Consider the following 19,928-nt stretch of genomic DNA (forward strand, 5'->3'; position numbering starts at 1 on the left):
CAAAGCACAGTTGGAAATAAAATTCTACAACTGTGCTTTAGATACAAATTAATAATTTCTACAAGTCGTCAAATATTATTCTTAATTTATCAGACAACTCCTGCCCATACAAATTAACAGCCACGATGATACCTTCCGGATCGATCAAGAATACCCGGGGAACGGAAGAGACGCCAAAAGTTTTAGCGACTTCACTTTTTTGATCCAACACGTGTTTCCACGTAGTCTGATCTTCCTTGATCGCTTTTTTCCAAGCATCCGGATTCTGATCTATACTCACGCCCAATACCTCGAAGCCTTTCGATTGATATTCTTTATACAATTCAAAAACGTGTTTTCCTTCCCTACGGCAAGGTGCACACCAAGAAGCCCAAAAATCCAACAATACCCATTTCCCTTTTAAAGTTGATAAGTTAAAAGATTTTCCGTCTATATCCGGTAAATTAATTTCAGGTATTTTAGCTCCCACGGCCACCCCTCGCATCAAATCACGACGTTGGGATATCAAACGAACATCATTGTTATTTTCCATCCCCGCATAACTCCGCACTAAAGAGTCCAGTTCCACATATTGTAATTTTTGCATCAAAGAAGTGCGGTAGAAACAGGCCGCAACATATTTATGCTCCGAATGATTCAAAAAATCCTTCCGAAAGACTTTCCTGGCTTTTGTTGCATCGGTAAAAGCTTTTGTTGCTGCACGAACTTTTTCCCGATCCTTTGTCTCAAATGATTTCTGGTATGCCTGGGCACATTCCATCTCTACTTTTTCCAATCGACGCTCTTCCCCGTTAAAATATCCCCATAATTCATTTGTCGGAGTACCCGTAACTTTTCCATAATAAATAGAATCTCTTTTCACGGCCACTTGAATCTTTCCCGGTTCCAAAAACAATATCAAACTTCCCCGTTGATTATCAAAAAACAACTGCACGGATTGAATCTCCGAGGTCTCCCCTTTAAATTCAAAATGCCCTTTCTTGATGTCCGAAGTTCCCAATTCGTTATACCCCTCCATCGTTTTCTGTTTCATCACCACCCGCCCAGATTCCATCCCTGCAATTTTCCCTGCAATTTTGTATTGGCCCGCATGTTGCGCATGAACCACGCAACATGCAAGCACAAACACCACACAAAACAATATCTTCCTCATTTTATTTTTCTCTATAAGTTACATCTACCGGTTTCCCGAATCCGTCATGTATCGTGGGTGTTCCGAACTCATCCCCGAACACGGTCGGAACATCATAGGTACGAACCACTCCGTTTAACCCGGCACCGGACTTCACGGATCCGACGATTAATTTATTTTGCATGGTTGAATTCGGGTACATTCCCATAAATAAATTGAATTTCAACATTGTTATCGTTTCTCCTGCTAAATGAATCGGATCTATCTGGTGACCTTCCAAGTCAAAATGATAAACCGTATTTCCAACAGCATAGAATAGCCAGGGCAGACTGGGATGTACCGCAAAACAAGTTGCTTTTTCAATTTCCGGATAGTCCAGTTTCATAAATTTAGTTTGAGTAACTCCTCCATAAGCACCTACTTTCATTGCATACAAATAACGAGAATAAGGAGCTTCAGTATCTTGCAATATCGCATACACGGTACCAGCATCATATCGAGAATTTGCCATGTAAACAAATTCCTTCCCCGTTTTCCATGGGAATTCAGCCTCTTTCGCAGACATTAACTCACAATTCTTCATACTGTTCGCAATCATTACAAAACGCTTGTTTGAAGTATCGTATAATATCCGATTAGGATTGTAAGCACTATAAGACGTATTCACCCCTACAGCCGGAGCTACATTGAAATAATTCTCATTATCACCCGCAATAAAGTTAATCGGTACCCCAAAAAGCACTTGTTGACCAAATGTTGTTCCCCCGAAAACATACTTATCCGAAACAAGCAATTCCCAACCCATTCCGGCTGTTCTGTTCGAAGCAACAAAATCCACCGGATATTCTAACATTTCATAACGAATATCATTTCCCTCATCCCATTCATAGGTAGCAACATCAAGAGTGGCTGTCGTTGTCTCTGTCATAAGATAGAATCTCGGATCCGTTCCCCATTGAACATAGTACATATCAAACACGACATTTAATCCTTTGGGACCTTTTAATCGCGGGGCTTCCCGAAGTAAATCACGTACTACCACATCTTCTTTGGATGACATCGAAATCAAATCCAAACGAGCGTAACCCTCAACATCCGAAAGGACTAACCACCCTTCATTCAACTGCGTGGTTACTTTCAATTTGAACGATCCTTTCCAAGTTACCCGGGTAATTGTATCCTTAACCAAGCAATTTACATCATATTCTCCATCAGGGATTTCTACAAAATAATTCAATTCTCTCTCTTCTCCTATCACATACGATGTCGTTTGAGTTTCCCCGACCTTTAACTGAGACACTGCTTCCCATTTAAAAGAATACCGATCTGACATACGACCATCATCAGCCGTAGCCTCTATAACAGGAGTCACTCGTAGAGTATCAGCATTCCGATATTTCATTTGCATTTCAGTAGGTAATCCTGTTATCTGCAATTCGTTTATTTCGTGGTAATCATAATTTCCTTTGTCATCAAAGCAACCGAGGACCACGACCGTCATAAATATCGTCAATAAAAACAATATATTTTTCATCATATATACTCTTTTAGGTTTTTATTTGTAATAAACATCACCCATTTTCATCAATGTCACATTATCATCTTCATAAACGGGGTGACCATTTGTACTGTAATCATTCAATATTTGCACCATTTTTGCCGCAATATATTTTTGCCGAGAACTTATCATGTAGCTTGCATCGTTAAACATATCTCGCGTTAAATTCAACTCTTCACAGATCATATCTAGTTTTTTTACCGAAAATTCACCAAACTCGTACGTACTCCATTTCGTGGGTGGTGCCATGATCTCGGAGAAAAAGATCTTGTAACGAATCGCACTATACTCTTTATCTTTTGAAGAAGTCACTTTTGTTGGATAATTCAATGTAAAATACTCGTTCTCTTCCAACTCCAATATAAGATAACGCTCCTCTTTTTTTAATATTTCGGGTCTCAATAACTCTACTAGAATTGTCCCAAACGTATTACCGGCCGAAATGGTATATGAATCCGGTAAGGTTTTGAAATCAACCTCAGCCGTGGCATTCGTTTCTGCTATTTTCACTTTCACCTGTCGATCATAATTTTTTACTTCTCCCCCGGTTCTTACTTGAATATAAAGAGAATCTACAGACTTATTTACATCGACATAAGCGAATGAAAAATAGGTGGAATCTAATCCTGCAGATGGATTAAAATAGACAAAATCACGCCCAGAATAAAGATCCAGATCTTTCTGGCAACTCCACCCAACCGTCAGTAAAGTTGCAAGTACAAATATATTTTTTATCATGTCGTTCATATTTTAATTTCTATAATCAGTTTCGCTATCAGGTAACGGAAATTTATATTTTGTCTCGTCCATGACAACATCCCCACTATCATCACCAGCTGGAATAGAGGATACATTCAATCGTTTGTAATAATAAAATAATTGTCCCTCACCAAAAAACTCTTTCATATACTCTTCTTTTAAAACTTGCTGTATATCTATCACTTCTGTATCCTCAAAAGCGATCAGACCTCGATTTCTCCGGATTTGATTCAAACAAGCCCGTGCCTCTGATTCATCATCCGTCGTTTCGGCCACGATATAAAACATCTCACTGATACGAATCATCGGAACCAAATAAGAGTAGAAAGGATCAGCCTCCTCCGTTGCCTCATATTTATGGAAACAACGGAAAGTATATTTTCCATTATCCGGCTTGATCCAAAACGGTGTAAAACGCCAATCACTAGAGTTTTCCGATAAGAATATATTTAACAAACTTGTATTTGTCGGAGCCAATATCCCATTATCCAATTCCGGAGTAAAGTAATCCGTGAATATATCCCCCCGCTGTTTGTTTTCCAAACCAAACAGGACCTCTGTTGAAAATACTCTATCTTTTTTCTTATTACTACTTTCCATTATTGCGTTATATTTCACAAAGGGATACCATTTAGGCTGTATCTCGACTAATTTCCGAGCCATAGTTAATGCATTCTCATTTTGTCCCGCATACAGATACACGCGCGCCATCAAAGCTTGCACGGCATAGTAATTCAACCGATAAGTACGTAAACGCATATCATTATTCCCATCAGCGGCCGTGGTATTTCTCGGGCCTTCCGTGATTACCGGATCATTAACCAACAATTCTTCCGCTTTCTTCAAATCCGTCAACACATTATCAATGACTTCCGATGCCGGAAGAATATTTGATCCCTCGTAAGAAAATTTTTTGTTATAACAGATCGAAAGCCCTTCCGGATTTGTCTTGTAAACGGGCCCAAACAACCGCAATAGATCAAAATGCAACATTGCCCGCAAAGCCAACGCTTCCCCGTAAACAAGATTATAATTATCGCCTGTAAATACATCCTTACGCTGATCTGCATTCTCCATCAATTTATTACAATTCATAATCAAAGCATACATCTTTTGCCATAAACCATCTATGCTTGATTTCACGTCATCATCACTATAATTATAAGCGACCCATTCCTTATAAGTACCAATGGACGAAAGATTATAACGCTGAGCCAGTATTTCAACCATCCTGAACATTAAATCCCCACCATATAAATTTCTTTGATTCAACTCCACGTATACCCCTGTCAAAGATTGTTTAAATCCCTCTTCGGTTTCGTACAATTGATCTTCCAACACTTTATCTATCGGCTTCAGATCCAACCAACTATCACAGCCACTTATCATGATCACGAGTAACGCGACACATATCGTTTTTATAGATTTTAATACTTTCATATCACATCATTTAAAAAGTTACAGAAAGAGACATCGACATCGTGCGAGCAAACGGATAATCAATACCACGTTCTTCTTTCACGCTGGAAATCCGGAAAATATCATTCATATTCGCTTGTACACGAACGGCAGACACTCCTAACTTCGCCAGTTTTTTCGGATTAAAATCATACCCGGCTGAAATAGACTCTCCACTTAACACGTTTTCACGCTGGACAAAACGAGAAGAAATTTTCGTGGTTTCTGTTAACGAGATTCCTTTGAATTGAGCACGATCTCCAGCTTTTTGCCAGCGATCATATAATGCCCGTTTATCTTGGTTATATTTTAATGAACTCTCCGAAATGTTCTCCACTTTCGTGTACATAGCATTATTAAACACATCAGCACCTAGTTTATAGCGGAAATAAAAAGAGAAAGAAAAACCTTTGTAATACAGGGTACTTCCTAATACTCCTTCCAGTTTCGGTTGGCTATTTCCCACGATAACTTCATCCTTCACATCATACTCAAAAGTGTAGGTTCCGTCTTTCTTTATAAATACCTCTCGTCCCGTGGACGGATCAATACCTAAGGAACGAACGGCCCACAAAGAATTCGGGTCTCCTCCATCATAATAACGTGTCAAACTGGTATTTTTATCCCGGTAAGAACCGTCTCCACTTACATCTCCTTCCTCTCGGTTTGCTTCGTTCAATTTTTCCAAGCTATTACCTATATTTTCATAACGGGCTTTTTGCCATCTGAAATTGACACTTAACGTCCAGTTTATTCTCTCTGACGGGCGATAGATGGGTGAATATTTCAATGTCCCATTTATTCCTTTAGTAAGCTGACTTCCCATATTTGTACCCACAGAAGTAATTCCCACGGAAGAAGGAACCGTAATGTAAACTAATAAGGGATCCGTATCCTTGATAAAATAATCCATATTCAAGTTCAAACGATTACTCAACAAAGAAACGTCTATACCTATATTCTTATCTAAAGTTTTTTGCCATTTCAAATTAGGATTACCAATCGCATCGATCAGAACACTCGTCCCAAAAGAACTTTGCATCCACGTGTTAAATGAATAACTTGTCTCGGACTGATATGAACTGAAATTCTGGTTTCCAGGATTTCCGATGGAAGCCCTGATCTTAAACAAAGAGATCCAATTCACGTCACGCAAGAATAGTTCATTGTGTAAGTTCCAGGCTAAACCAACTGCCCAGGTTTCCGTGTAACGTTTATTACTACCAAAAGCAGAAGAACCATCTAAACGGAAATTCACATCTAACAAATAACGATTGTCATAAGCATATCCCCCATTAAAATAGATACTATGTGAACGACTTTCACTTTCGGAATACGTCGGTTTACTCCCTTCCGTAAAACCATTCGAAAAAGGCGGCTTTGTAAAATTTCCATTAGGGAAACCAGTAACGGTATATCCTTCACTTGTTGACAAGCTGGAACGAAGATTGGTTCCCAAAACAGCATTCACCTGATGAACTTCCCGCAATAATGCGCCATAAGTCAAGGTCAAATCTCCATCATAATAAAATTCGCTAACCGTTGTCGATGTATAACGTCCTTTTTTATCCTGTGTATAATTATCAAACGATGAATGTTGGGGAGAAACAAATTTTTCCGTTTTCTTCACCCCTTTACCGATCCCTAAACGCCCTCTAAGATACAAAGATGACATGATTCTCCATTCCAGATTTAAATTATTTCTAAAACTAAATTGATCCTCTTCATCTAAATTATTCAAACTAGCATTCCAAAGTGGGTTACCAACCGAATAAGTTGTGTTTGTATTCGGAATAACAAAATGATCCAGATAACGTTCGATCTTTCCATTCTCATCCGTTTTCCGATAATAAGGGTTTGCTCTTGAAAACTCGGAAAATGGTACAATGGGATTCTCTGCTTTATTATAATCTAATGAAAACTTATTGGCAAAAGAAATTTTACCTTTTCGATAACTCAAATCAAAGTTACCACCAATAATATTTCGACTAGACTGTTTCATCACCCCGGAAATATTATTATAGTTTATTCCCAAACCGTAACGAACGGCCTCATCTCCCCCTTCCGCATACAGATTGTGCTTGTGACTGAATCCAACCCTTAACGGTTCATGTAACCAATACGTATTAACTCCACGAGAGACTTCTGCACGACGACTGTTATATAAACTATCCAAAACTTGTTGTGTCATTCTTGATCCGGTACTTCCCGAAGAAGAAGCCGTGTAATATCCGGCCAATTTCTCAAACTCCAATTTCTCAGCTGCATTCATCAAATTATAATCAGAAAGGTCCGGCATGGAAATACTAAAATCACCAACATACGAAATTTTAAATTTACCCTGTTCCGGCCTTTTTGTTTCTATGACAACGACACCATTAGCAGCTTTTGATCCATAAATAGCAGTAGAAGCTGCATCTTTCAAGATCGTCACGGATTCCACCCGCTCCATGTTCAAGTCGGTTACGACCTGTAACGTCGTTTCGAAACCGTCCAAAATAAACAACGGCTGATTGGGATCCGTTCCGAATTGTTCCTTTAGCCCAATCACACTTGTTTTACCGCGAATCTCAATATCCGGTAACCTATTCGGGTCCGATCCGAATTGATTGTTTTCCATGATAGCAAAGGATGGGTCTAAGGTTTTCAAACTCTGGATCAAGTTTTGCGAACCCACCATCTTCAATTCCTCTTTTTTAAATGTTGCCGTTGATCCCGTGAAACTTTCTTTTTTTCTCTGATAAATACCGGTAACCACAACTTCATCCACTTCAGTCACGTCCTCTTTCATGACAATTGACAAAGGTTTCGTGTTCTCGTTGTTTACCCTTACTTCTAGTTGTTTATAACCAATGAACGAAAAGACAAGAACAAGGCTATCCTGTTTCGGTAATTCGAAATTGAATTTACCGTCAAGATCCGTGACCGTGCCAATCCGAGTGCCTTTCAACAAGATGGTAACACCCGGTAAAAACTCACCTTTCTCATCTTTCACCGTTCCGGATACTTTAATGTTTACCGTTTCCTTTTTTTCCGGTTCATCCGGCCGAACAATGATCAAATTTCCATCAAACTCGAATGTCATTCCCGTATTTTTCAATACTTTCCGCAAAACACTTTCCACGGCTTCATCATTTGCCTGAACAGAAAATGTTCCAAGTTTTTGGGTTTGTTCCGTGTTAAACACGAAATACAAATTCGTCTGTTTCTGAATCTCGTTAAACAAGACTTTCATCGAAACATTACTCAAATCCAAATTCACTTTTTGTTGTTGAGCGACCGTTGATGCCGATAAGCCCAAAGTGAAACACAGCATGAATGAAATACAAAGTTTCATTGCTAACAAAAATTTTTTGTTCTCATACCCATTAAACCATAGGTATAATCGTTTTTTTTGCATAAATTTGTAATTATAATTAATACTTGTGACTCGTCAGTTTTCCTAGGACCACGTGTCACGTTATTATCATTAAGACGGGGGATGCGCTAACATTCTCCGTTTTTCATTTTGTAACTGTTATTGTTTTGCCTTTTACAATAAAATTCACACCAACCATTTTACTAATAGCCTTCAATATAGTATCCACATCTTCATACTTTTCCATATATCCGGTAAAATGATAATTTTTCACAACCTCACTTCCATAAAACACGTCAACATTATACCAACGGGACAACCGATTCAAGATTTCCTCCAAACTTTCATCCTCGAATACCAATCTTCCGTCCCGCCAAGCCGTGTAAGCACTCGTGTTTACTGCCCTAATCCGTTTAAACGTTCCATCGTTATCAAACTCGGCTAACTCAGAGGGGTTCATAATATACTCTTTATCTGCCCCCACACCACGTATACCCACTTTACCGGAAACCAACACGGCTTGTGTACCTTGTGTGCTGTACGTGTTTACATTAAAAGAGGTCCCGTAGACCTTTATCCGTACCGTGTTTGTCACCACGTAGAAAGGTCTTTCCGAATCCTTTGCAACCTCGAAATAAGCCTCCCCGGATAAACGAACTTCTCGTTTCTTCTCATCGAATAACACAGGATATTTCAGCTCGGAAGACGCATTCAAATATACCCGACTCCCGTCAGATAGAGTTATTGTATACTCACCTCCCCGAGGAGTTTTCAATGTATTATACTGTAATACAGAAGCTGCCTTTGCCGTATTCTGGTAAACGATTCCGGTTTGCCCGTTCGTCACAGTAATATTCTCCTGTACATGAATGTCTTCCTGTTTAGAAGGTAATAATACGATCGTCTCTCCCCCCGAAGTAGTTAAAGTCGCCTTATATTCGCCCGGTACAATTTTAGACTCCATCGCAACAAGCTGCGGTTTCATGGAATTCTTTTCTTTCTGTAACCAATAAATTCCCCCCAATAGGGGAATCATTATTATGGCCACATATTTAAATACCTGACGGATACGATATATTCTCTGCCTGGAACGAACATAAACCATGTAATTTTTCAATTCCTTTTCCTCTCTTTCCACGGAAGAAACAGGCCCACTCGTCAAGTTCCACGCTTTTTTCAATTGATTAAAATAGGCCTCATTCTCCGAATCAGCATTGATCCAGCGAGCCAAATTCTGGATTTCTTCCGGAGTCGCGACTCCATCCAAAACTTTTAATATCAATTCGTCTTTACTTGATTCTTGTGTCATTTTTTATGCGTTATATCTCTATAACGACTAAAGACGAATTTACCCCTAGAGATTTCTTATAAATTTTGAAAAAAAATCACGCACAATAACCAACCTAACTCTTTTCGCAAACGAACAAAAGCCGTCGTCATCTGTGCTTCAACGGTTTTTATAGAAATTCCCAGTTGTCCTGCTATTTGTTTATTTGAAAGACCTTCCACTTTACTCAACACGAATATTTCCCGACAGCGTTCCGGTAGTTTATCTACCGCATCTTGAATTGCCCCTTTCAGATCCTCGTCCAACAAAGCCAATTCCGCTTCCGGGGTTTCAATCACTTTCGAAAAATAGAAATCCAATAATTCTTGATTAACGTAATTTGTCTCCACCTTTCGATGCTTTATTGCATCCAGACAACTGTTATATACCGATTTATATAAATATGACCTCAACTGAAATCCCTCCCTTAATTCTTTCCGACGCTCGAATAAACGACAAAATATCTCTTGTACCACATCATTCGCAGCCTCGGGATCTTTCAATATCCGTCCGGCATAATTTAGCAAAGGATTATAATACATACGAAACACGTGGGCAAAAGCTTGTTCTTTCCCATTGCGAAGTTCTATAATTAATTGTTCCGAATTATAATCCAATTCCATATATCCCTAAATAAAAGTAACTCAGGTTCACATGGTACAAATATACAACAATCTTCGGATAAAAAAATGTTCTAATCTTTCACCCACTTCACGGCGTCCGCCACGATAGCTTGTTTATACATACCCGTAATCATCATCCCATTCACAACCACAGAAGTCTTTTCACCCTCCTTTATCGCCTCTCCCCTATCGTCCAAAACAACCTTGGCTTCCCCTTTCTCAAAATGATATTTGCCCAAAGAAACCCAGCCTATTGGAACTTCAGCCGGTTCAACTTGCACTTCCGTTCCCTCTTCTCGATCATAAACCGTATAGTATCGTACTCCACCTTTTTTCCTTGCTTGCAACGATAATCCCATTTTAAAAAACTCTCCATTATAAAAGAATACTTCGTAGATCCCTTTCTCGGGTATTTGGGCCGTCCATTCAGCTTTATATTTCCCCGTCCCCACTCCTTTACAATACGCATCATGCACAATCTTTCCATAAAAACGATTATCGACCATTTGAGTCCAACGTTCAAAATTACTTTTTACCGGTTCCCAAGATTTCGTTCCTCCCCGGAACATATGAAACAATTTCTCTCCCTGAGGTTCAATCAATTTAAATCCGGGATCTCGATTATCCACGATAATTTCACCGGGCCGAGGTTGAAACACGGAAGAATCTGCCGTGAATACGCCCGTTAATGTATCGCCATCGAAGGGACGCATTTCATCACTCAGAACCCATCTTCCCATAGGCAAGTTTTGCGCCAAAGGATAAGTTATCATTAAACCGGGATAATCCATCTTAACACGAATCTCTTTGCATTCATGTCCACGAATTAAAAAACGAGAGGTTTTCTCTCCTTTTATTTTAGCACCATGAGCGATCAGCACACTTTCCAAATCTCCAGGATTATAAACCTTAAATCGAGCAAACGATGGTTTAGTCCTTCTACTTTCATTATCCTCTTCCGGCAATTCCGTTAACACGCAATCACCTAATAATAACACGGGTAAATGATCACTTTCATACCATATGCCTAATCGTTCTTTTAAGTTCACCCCGAACTCTTTCCCATATTCCTCGCAAAACAGATTGATATCTATTGTTTCAAATAAATGTTTTTCCAAGAAATGCTTGTAAAAATGAATAAACTTTTCTTCAGACTGTTCATATTTTAAACGTTCTCTCAATTCATAGGTTTTCCATTCTATAACCTCTTTCAACAACTTAGAAGAAATATGTTTATCCGTGAATGCCTGCTCTAGGCTATGATTCTGCAAGTAATTCATCACATCGCTCACTCTTTCCGGAGCCTGCAGTGCTGCACTTGAAAAATCAATGGGTACTCCTAGTATTCTGATCACTTCATGTATAGCAGGAAATTCCTTCGAAGTCATAAAAAAGGTATTTCCACTAAACAATGGGGTTATATCACATAATTCTGATCTAAAAATCATCCTGTAGTCTTGAATTAAGTTATTCGTTGCCACGGCATCCCATTCTTCACCATTGGGTTGACCTATATTCAAAAAAGGGAAATTTGCCATTCGCTCTTTCAACAGGACCATCCCGGCTTGTAAGTATTCATCTCCTAATGCCCACCCCCTAGGAAACCTCGCATAGGAAACCGGCGTTTCCGTCATAATAAACCACTCATACGGATAACGCCCTAACGGACTGTAGATCTCGGGATTCTCTCCATCAATCTCCCCCTTTTTCCTCCAGACTTCCTGTGCTTTTTTCTTGTATTCAGCCTCCATCTGGCAATACGAGGATTCCGTCATAAATTTAATATCTCTTATCACGGTCTTAATCACGTTCTCCGGAGCGGCAAAAGCTTGAAGCAAAGGAGCACTCTCTTTAAAAAAGAAAATATCATATCGTGTCCCATCTACTTCTATCGAACGATTTTCATACTCGGCTATAGATAAACTGATTCCTTGCAAAGCATGCTTATGCTGAAACAAAGTCTGCCCATTCATCCGTTCAGGAATCCCTTGAGAAACAGCTGATCTTCCTATCGCATGATCCACGGTCAACGAATAACGGGTAAAATCAACCTGACGATCATATAAGGAAGACAAGTTCACGGGAGCCACACTTTGGGGATACCACAAACACTCGGGTTGTAATAACGTTACCTCTTCTCCCACGAAAGCCTGTTTGTTCCCAAACCGATAGATACTGACACTATTTGCCTTCGTATCGTAATACTCTTTATCAGACAAATCCAGATAACAAACCCGCTCATCAATACATCCTTCATATTCCATCCTGATATTTAACGTATCATCCGGTTGTATCATCCGGCTTATTTCAATCACCTGTTCATCCCGCTTGTATTGCACCTCTTCCCCCTCGCATGTCAAACGAGTAATCATTAAAGAGGGATTTAGATACATCACTATTGACGGCAGTTCCTGCCCCGAATTATTACGAACTTTCATATGGCTGGAGGCCTCCATACTCCCCACGCACTCTTTAAAAGAAATATCATGTTCCAAAACATGCACTTTCATCTTATCATCATGCCGGATATAGGCCTGCCTATACATCTCCCTCTGTTTTGTCCCCCGGATAAAATACCCTTCATAACTAACACCGGCAAATATCGCTATGCCCAAACCAATCGTACCGATCAAAAACAAGACATTCTTCTTTTCCGCTTCTCCGGTCAAACGTTCCGCACAAAAAACGGAATAAACCAATAAAGCCCCACCCAAACTTAAAAACACAAGCCTTTGTAATAAAAATAAGTTCATATTCACCAACCCGACTTCCGGTGAAAATACTGCGGGAATCGTTTTTGCCAACGGATCCATTAGTCCGTGTAACCATCCCTCACTTCCAATCATGATTGCAATTAAAGCCAATAACACCAACACAGCTATCCCTTGTGAACGAATCCAATAGCTTACAAACATAGAAACACCTAAAAAAAAGATCAAGGAAGGAATTGTCAATGTCAAAAAATAAAATAAATACATACTAGTATCAAAAGCCCACGGTCTAATCAATAGATGTAACATCATTGTTACTAACACCGAAATGATATTCAACAAGATAATCATTCCTCCTATTCCCAAAGCTCGCCCCCACATCAATTCTCCATTCGTGGATGGCCTTGTCCACAACGGCTCCATTGTCGTCAGCCGAGAACGCTTTTCCAATTCCACCACAAAAAATACAATCAATAATGCTTGCAGAAAATTAAAAAGATAAGCATTCATATAAGGAGTACACGAAGGCAATGCTCTCAAATACCACAAGTATGGACCAGCACCCCAACTATATTCCTCGGTAACATCAATATCTCCTATCAAAAATTGAAAACATGCCACTCCCGCCACGCCTAGAATAGCAAAGATAAGGAACATCCAGCTCCTTCGTAACAATTTTGCCTCATAGCGGGCAACCATCATGATTCTTTTAGTACTCATAATTAAACGTTTTAATTCCTACAAACAGACCTTTTTTGTACCCTACCATATAGCAAGAACAACATCCGATTAACACACGTAACAAATACACCTATATCTTCATTTTTCCAGAAGTTCAATAACCATCCCATCATGTAGAGAATCCACCGCCACTCGCTTAACATAAAAAACCAAGCAAGGAAATTCCAATGTATCGCCTACTAAAAGACCTTTCAGCAAAACCTCACATTGTCCCTCTTCATCCGTTGCTGTCACCAGCAATCGGCAACGAGTATCCACGACATATACGCCATACAGTGGTGCAGAAAAACCATCGGTCACGGTCAAACACACGGTCTTTCCCTGTACTTGAGCATCAGCCTCCCGCCAACAAAATAAGAAAGACGCTAATATCGTAACCGAGTAAATTATTATTCTATTCATCATTCCTTTTAAAGATCTCTTTTTCATAAGTTTGTTATTAGTAGTTACATTTACAATCTTCTTATATAACCACTCCTTTTATATGCAAAGGAATGATCTTATTGCTTTTAGATATTGTTAAAAATATTCCTTTCATAAACACCCCTTTAGAGGAAGGTTTATATATCACTTTTACAGTTCCAATTTTTTGAGGTAATACTGGTTTTGTATCCCAAATAATTTCCATACAATCACAGGATTGTTTTATACTTTCAATTATTATCGGAAAAGGATTATTATTCTTAAATAGGAACGAACACTCCATATTATCTTCACTAGATATACGACCAAAGTCATGTATTGTCTTTTCAAAAGAAATTGAAGTAACAATATCTAGTTCTTCAGTTGGGGCACAAATTTTCTCTTTTATCGAATTATACAATAAATTATCAAAACGATCATTCATCTTTAAGGCTCGATCTGTATATTCTGTAAAACGAATTGTATCTCCTAATCTTTTATAGATTTGAGATCCTATATACAAATTATAAAAATAAGGTTGGATCTCTATTGATGCTTCAATCTCATCTTTTGCTTTTCCTAAATCCTCACTTTTTAAAGCAAGAAAAGCATTCATCGTCTTTTTTATTAAACCGACATAACATGTATCATTTAAAGCGAATCTATTACGAGAGTTTGAAACAAAACCACGATATGCCTCAATTTTATCCAACATTAATGTTAAGTCCCTTGCAGTTCTATTTCCTATTATCGATGCCTCTAACATACCACTTTTAGAAAAAACAACAATCATCGGAAAACTATACTCATATAGTAACTGTGGTATAAATTTATCCTCGTTTAAATCAACATATTGTTCTACACACACATATTTATCAGACATTCTTTGCAATAATTTTCTATCATTAAAAGCGTCCTCTTGTAGTAAATCACACGAAATACAATCTTTCATTCGAATAAAAAAAAGTACATGATCTTTATCGATCAATGAGGTATCACCAAAAATTTCCTCAAAACTTTTATTTTCAAATACAATATTGGAATGATGACGTACACATCCAAAACATAATAATATGAATAATATATATATAACTTCTTTCATTCTCACAAATAATATCATTTCAATAAATTATCATATTGGCAACGTACTTTTTTATCAATAAAGGGATTCCCTGAGACTACAATTTGGTTGTCTTTATTTATTAAAAACACTTCTATTCTGGATTCTTTAAATAATTGATTAGTTCGCATTAAAGAATAAGTTGTATCAACAAAAAGTTCTCCACTTACGACCTGATTAAATTTCATTAGATTACCTTTAAATGTTACAGGATCGCCTGTCATGACGAAATAATACAATGGACATTTGTACTCATTCTTCCCTTTAAGAAAATTCATATTTAATTCTACAAAATCGCCAATGCACAAAGAACACCCGCCATCAATTATACATACGATTCTATAAGCTACGGAATCATTTTTTATTTGGTTCTGAAACTCACCAAGTTCTATATGTTGTAATTCTCTATTTGATTTATTACCACAACCACAAGAAAGTATTACACCGCAAAAAACAAAAAACTTTTTAATCATTTCAAAGTTCATAATATACAAATTTAGGATCAAATTGACGATTCTCTTTCACTGTACAATAGAAATATTTTCCTTCACTATCCATTGAAAAAGCATACACATAACGATCTAAAACATATCGACATAACAACTCTCCATCCCAACTCAGTTTATATATTTCACTTTTATCTAAAATCACATCTGGGAGTTCTCTTTTTCCTTTATAATTTTGATTCCCCAATAACAAATAAACACAACTATCTGTTGTAACAGCTGCGCCATATCCTGAATACACTCCATTTCTCACCACTAATGGCAAACTGCCCCTCCCTTCTTCTCCCACAACATATTCAACATCATAATGATAAGGACCACTATATGATTTCAATAAACTTAAATCATCTCTCTTATAAATATCAAACCGATCTTCTCCATCTAATACACACCATAAACGATTTTTAGTCGAATCACTAAACATTATCACCTTATTTATATTTGACAAGTAATATTTGTACTCCCAAGACTTTGAATAAGTACTATTTGTAATATCAAACTCATCTTTCTTCACAAATACAAAACGGTTTACGTTATTATCCAAGTCTTTAACAATGGAATAGTATTTATTTTGTGCTAAATATCTTGTTTCATCATATTTACAAAAACTCGGAACATTCGTATATCCAGAGAAGTATATCTTTTTAAAAGAATAAGTATCTTTATATTTTAATAAAGAATCAACATTGATTTCAACGATAGAATTAGTTATTACATTATAAAGATAGAAGATAGAAGATACATTTGTTTCATCCAAAACGACTCTTGCATGGGAAAACTGGTTCGCATTCAGTCCTTTCTGTGCAAAATCCATAATCTTTTGTTTACTATTCAGGCTATACATTTCAACAAAATAACCTCCATTTCCTCTTGTTGTCACTAAGACCAAGGAATCATGTAAAACATGATAAGACAAAGAATTAGCAACTTGGATATTAATGGAATTCGATGTACAATATTTTGTTCTAGAAAAATCCTCTAATTCGAAATAAGATAATTTGACATCCTTATTTTTCTTACATGAAACTAAAAAAACTAATAATAAAAAACATAATATTCGCCTCATAAACAATACATTTTATATAGGGAGCACTAATCTGCTCCCTATAAATTAAAACTTCAATTAGGGATAACAATTGTAGCATTAGGACATGATAATTCATGTCCCCAAGAATCTGTCCTACAATTATCCTTTTCTCCTTTTGGGTCACAGGCAAATATAATTTTCCCCGTCTTCACTTTCTTTATTATACACACTAAACCTTTTCCATCTGCATCTGGGACACAAGCATCTATCTCTACATCATAAGCCAAGCCATCAGGACAAGTAAACGCAATGTACTCATCATCTCCAACAAAACTCCCAAAGAACAAAACCGTTCCTAATAAAAACAACATTGTTTTCATCCTTCCTAATAATTCATTTTTCATAACTCAAAATTTAAATAAAACATATATTAAAGAGCCACACATCAGCCCTCTATTTCTTATTCAACATCAACCATAACAACTCTCCCAACACCGGGTTAGAAGGACGCAAAGCTTCAAAATCAATCACTTTTCCTTCTTTGTCCAACAACAAGAACCGGGGAATTCCCCCTAAAGCAATCTGCTTTACAAAAGGATCTTTAAATCCTTTATCACAAATTAGTTGTACACCTTTCATATCTTTCGCCTTCAAGAAACCCAACCATTCTTTTTTGTTTAAATCCATAGAAATAGAGACCCAAGCAATCGGCTTCCCGGCAAAACGATGTTCCATATCCTTAATATAAGGGATCTCTCCAACACAAGGATTACATCCCGTGGACCAAATATCAATAAACACATACTTCCCGTTGAAATCAGCCAACGCTACCCGTTCCCCCTTCTCATTCTCAAAAGAGAATCCACTCAGATCGGTTCCCGGCAATGTAACTTTATATCTTTGCAAAGCTTTCTCTGCCTGTTCCGGCATTTCGGCCAACAAGGCTCGATTCTCTGCACTTTTTATCATAGAACGGGCATTCTCAATTCGTTCCTCAATAGCATTTAAATGACCTCGCAAAATTTCCATTCGCAATTGATCAATGATATAAGTCTCTCGTAACTTTTCATTTTTAAGCCCAAGGGCCATATCTGTCACGTAACTTTTTTGTCCTTCAATCTTTATCATTCCCGCAGCCAACCGGGCATACAACAACTCCTGCACTCCATCCATCCACCCCGGATAATACACCAATTCCGGTAATAACTCCAGCTTAAGCACGACATTAGAATATCCCGTTTTTATAATCGGACGAGGAGTCCCTTTTCCAAACACTTTCGAAGAAGCGATCATTCCATACATTTTATCAAGTAATACTCCCTGAAAATATCCCAGTAATAACCGCTTCATTTCCGGACGTAAGGTACTTGTATCTATATCCTTCCGGATATCCGTATAAATACCATACAAAAGCTTACCCCGCTTCTGATCAAATACCTTTTCACCATAACCCGGCCAGCGTTCAGCATACCTTGCGTTGATTTCCATCAATAGATTGTTAAACTCGTACTCCCCTCCACGATAAGATAAAGATTCTCCTTTGTTCACCACAATCCGATCTCCCGGTTTCGCCCAAATAGTACCGTAAAATGTCTTATAACATGAAAAATTAATAAATTCAGATTTATCCAAAACAAAACTTAATTCAAATCGTCCCTCTTTCACCTCCCCTTGCGCTAACGGATAGGTCATCATTCCTACCCGGTGGCTAACAGACACCTGTGTCCCGTCCGCAACTCCGTTTATCTTACCGCTTATAGTCGTTTTCTCTTGATCATACCGGTTCAACAACTCTTCCAACTGCAACTTCAACACAGGATCTGACGGACGGCGAGCTTTTGTCATAACGATATTTCCCTCCGGGTCAATCAAGATAAATCGGGGAATACTCTTCACTTTATATTTCTCGAAAAACGGATGATCAAAAGCATCCGGGGCAATCCCGCAAATACCCTTCATCCCGAATTCTCGCACCATATCCTTCCATTTCTGCGTGTCAGCGGGTTTATCTGCAGATAAAGAAACAAACACGATATCACGTCCCTTAAACTCTTCTTCCAAACGCATCAAATGAGGAATCTGGTATTTACAAGGCCCACACCAAGTGGCCCAGACATCGACCAGTACATATTTCCCCTTAAACATATATAAACCCCACTCTCTATCATTCACATCTTTAAAAGATATATTAACCGCCTTCTTCCCCGCTTGATTCACATCCGATACCAACAAATCTTGATAACGTTTTTTGCATTCAGCCAATTTTCCCTTCCCCTCTTTTGTCACCACCATACCTTTCACGGAAGCGATAATCTTATCCAACTGATATAACCATTGATTTTGAATAAAACCATCCAACTCTTTTAATATATAATAATCACGAATTTCCGTGTTTGTAATCTGCTCGGCCCTTCTTTGTAAAAAGTTATAATTATCATATTTGATTAACCCACAATCATCCGCCATATCAAAATATATTCTCAAAATATCATCCATTCCCGGATAATTTAGAAATGCTGTATTTTTGAACTTCATCTCGTTAAGGAAAACAAATGCTTCTGTCGGAATTTTCACGATATCTTTCGCCAACTGGTAATTTTGCAATTGCATTTCCAACCAACTATAATAAATCCGTTTTTCTTGCTCCTCCACGAATAAATCGTCTTTCAAATTTGCCTTCACTAAATCATCCATTGCCTCTAACCCAACATTATCTAACCATTCGATATACTCCTCCGTGTAAAATGTCTTGGGATCAGGTACCCTTTTTTCTCGGTCAGGCAACTGATGGAACATCATTTCCACCCGATAAGTCAATGCGTTCGGCTTCCCGAAAAACATCTTTTGTGTCCACCCATACAAATAACGATTAATCGCTTTCGAATCTCCCGAAAACTTCCAAGGCTTCTTCCTAACGTCAACCGTAATCGTTTCATCCGGTAACACCCGTATCCAAGAAGTTTCATCTCCCGAAATCAAATAAAAAAGATCTCCACACTCCTTTTCCGGTAACAAAATCACGGTCTCTTTCGTCTCTTTCTCCGGGGTGAAATAAGCCCGACCTCTTCCCCGTTCTCTGTTATAAATACAAACATTTTCTTTTGCTCCTTTGATGATCACCTTACCCGGCCCGGCCCATAATTCCGAAAAACAAAATAAACCGAGAATAAATAATAAACTGTATTTCATATTGACTTCATTTTAAT

General features: G+C 38.0%; 14 protein-coding genes. All 14 read right to left on the bottom strand.

Annotation, left to right across the window (positions count from 1 at the left end):
- Positions 1-58: 58 nt before the first annotated feature.
- Positions 59-1,153 (bottom strand): TlpA disulfide reductase family protein, encoded by a 1,095-nt coding sequence (locus tag DWW52_RS13600; RefSeq protein WP_118716051.1) that lies wholly within the window; start codon positions 1,151-1,153, stop codon positions 59-61.
- 1 nt (position 1,154) lies between these two features.
- Entirely contained in the window at positions 1,155-2,669 is a 1,515-nt protein-coding gene (locus DWW52_RS13605; protein WP_118716052.1) for a PKD-like family lipoprotein, read from the bottom strand.
- A gap of 18 nt (positions 2,670-2,687) precedes the next feature.
- Positions 2,688-3,428, bottom strand: coding sequence for a DUF4843 domain-containing protein (locus tag DWW52_RS13610; protein ID WP_158582597.1), 741 nt, complete (start codon positions 3,426-3,428; stop codon positions 2,688-2,690).
- A gap of 12 nt (positions 3,429-3,440) precedes the next feature.
- Positions 3,441-4,889, bottom strand: a complete 1,449-nt coding sequence (locus DWW52_RS13615) for a RagB/SusD family nutrient uptake outer membrane protein (RefSeq protein ID WP_118716054.1) — start codon at positions 4,887-4,889, stop codon at positions 3,441-3,443.
- 10 nt (positions 4,890-4,899) lie between these two features.
- On the bottom strand, positions 4,900-8,244 hold the full coding sequence (locus DWW52_RS13620; RefSeq protein WP_233556907.1) for a SusC/RagA family TonB-linked outer membrane protein: 3,345 nt from the start codon (positions 8,242-8,244) through the stop codon (positions 4,900-4,902).
- A 166-nt stretch (positions 8,245-8,410) separates the two neighbouring features.
- Positions 8,411-9,574 (bottom strand): FecR family protein, encoded by a 1,164-nt coding sequence (locus DWW52_RS13625; protein ID WP_118716056.1) that lies wholly within the window; start codon positions 9,572-9,574, stop codon positions 8,411-8,413.
- A 56-nt stretch (positions 9,575-9,630) separates the two neighbouring features.
- Positions 9,631-10,215 (bottom strand): RNA polymerase sigma-70 factor, encoded by a 585-nt coding sequence (locus DWW52_RS13630; protein ID WP_118716057.1) that lies wholly within the window; start codon positions 10,213-10,215, stop codon positions 9,631-9,633.
- 71 nt (positions 10,216-10,286) lie between these two features.
- On the bottom strand, positions 10,287-13,646 hold the full coding sequence (locus DWW52_RS13635) for a hypothetical protein (protein ID WP_118716058.1): 3,360 nt from the start codon (positions 13,644-13,646) through the stop codon (positions 10,287-10,289).
- Positions 13,647-13,745: 99 nt separating this feature from the next.
- Positions 13,746-14,096 carry a hypothetical protein gene (locus DWW52_RS13640; protein ID WP_148315372.1) on the bottom strand — a complete coding sequence of 117 codons (351 nt, stop codon included), beginning with the start codon at positions 14,094-14,096 and terminating at the stop codon, positions 13,746-13,748.
- Between the two features lie 34 nt (positions 14,097-14,130).
- Entirely contained in the window at positions 14,131-15,171 is a 1,041-nt protein-coding gene (locus DWW52_RS13645) for a DUF1573 domain-containing protein (protein WP_158582598.1), read from the bottom strand.
- Between the two features lie 14 nt (positions 15,172-15,185).
- Positions 15,186-15,674 (bottom strand): hypothetical protein, encoded by a 489-nt coding sequence (locus tag DWW52_RS13650; protein WP_118716061.1) that lies wholly within the window; start codon positions 15,672-15,674, stop codon positions 15,186-15,188.
- Positions 15,664-16,761: a BF3164 family lipoprotein gene (locus DWW52_RS13655; protein ID WP_118716062.1), complete on the bottom strand. Its 1,098-nt coding sequence runs from the start codon at positions 16,759-16,761 to the stop codon at positions 15,664-15,666. Before DWW52_RS13655 ends, DWW52_RS13650 begins: the two co-directional genes overlap by 11 nt.
- Positions 16,762-16,814: 53 nt before the next feature.
- Complete coding sequence (locus tag DWW52_RS13660; RefSeq protein WP_118716063.1) at positions 16,815-17,126, bottom strand: hypothetical protein; 312 nt, start codon at positions 17,124-17,126, stop codon at positions 16,815-16,817.
- Positions 17,127-17,175: 49 nt separating this feature from the next.
- Positions 17,176-19,911, bottom strand: a complete 2,736-nt coding sequence (locus DWW52_RS13665) for a TlpA disulfide reductase family protein (protein ID WP_118716064.1) — start codon at positions 19,909-19,911, stop codon at positions 17,176-17,178.
- Positions 19,912-19,928 lie beyond the last annotated feature (17 nt).

The organism is Odoribacter sp. AF15-53 (assembly GCF_003479425.1).
Classification (GTDB): domain Bacteria; phylum Bacteroidota; class Bacteroidia; order Bacteroidales; family Marinifilaceae; genus Butyricimonas.

Excerpts from the sequence above, each read along its gene's own strand:
- DWW52_RS13610 (WP_158582597.1), bottom strand. The coding sequence starts at position 3,428 with ATGATAAAAAATATATTTGTACTTGCAACTTTACTGACGGTTGGGTGG.
- DWW52_RS13645 (WP_158582598.1), bottom strand. The coding sequence starts at position 15,171 with ATGAAAGAAGTTATATATATATTATTCATATTATTATGTTTTGGATGT.
- DWW52_RS13650 (WP_118716061.1), bottom strand. The coding sequence starts at position 15,674 with ATGAACTTTGAAATGATTAAAAAGTTTTTTGTTTTTTGCGGTGTAATA.
- DWW52_RS13635 (WP_118716058.1), bottom strand. The coding sequence starts at position 13,646 with ATGAGTACTAAAAGAATCATGATGGTTGCCCGCTATGAGGCAAAATTG.
- DWW52_RS13665 (WP_118716064.1), bottom strand. The coding sequence starts at position 19,911 with ATGAAATACAGTTTATTATTTATTCTCGGTTTATTTTGTTTTTCGGAA.
- DWW52_RS13620 (WP_233556907.1), bottom strand. The coding sequence starts at position 8,244 with ATGAAACTTTGTATTTCATTCATGCTGTGTTTCACTTTGGGCTTATCG.
- DWW52_RS13615 (WP_118716054.1), bottom strand. The coding sequence starts at position 4,889 with ATGAAAGTATTAAAATCTATAAAAACGATATGTGTCGCGTTACTCGTG.
- DWW52_RS13605 (WP_118716052.1), bottom strand. The coding sequence starts at position 2,669 with ATGATGAAAAATATATTGTTTTTATTGACGATATTTATGACGGTCGTG.
- DWW52_RS13625 (WP_118716056.1), bottom strand. The coding sequence starts at position 9,574 with ATGACACAAGAATCAAGTAAAGACGAATTGATATTAAAAGTTTTGGAT.
- DWW52_RS13655 (WP_118716062.1), bottom strand. The coding sequence starts at position 16,761 with ATGAGGCGAATATTATGTTTTTTATTATTAGTTTTTTTAGTTTCATGT.
- DWW52_RS13660 (WP_118716063.1), bottom strand. The coding sequence starts at position 17,126 with ATGAAAAATGAATTATTAGGAAGGATGAAAACAATGTTGTTTTTATTA.
- DWW52_RS13630 (WP_118716057.1), bottom strand. The coding sequence starts at position 10,215 with ATGGAATTGGATTATAATTCGGAACAATTAATTATAGAACTTCGCAAT.
- DWW52_RS13600 (WP_118716051.1), bottom strand. The coding sequence starts at position 1,153 with ATGAGGAAGATATTGTTTTGTGTGGTGTTTGTGCTTGCATGTTGCGTG.
- DWW52_RS13640 (WP_148315372.1), bottom strand. The coding sequence starts at position 14,096 with ATGAAAAAGAGATCTTTAAAAGGAATGATGAATAGAATAATAATTTAC.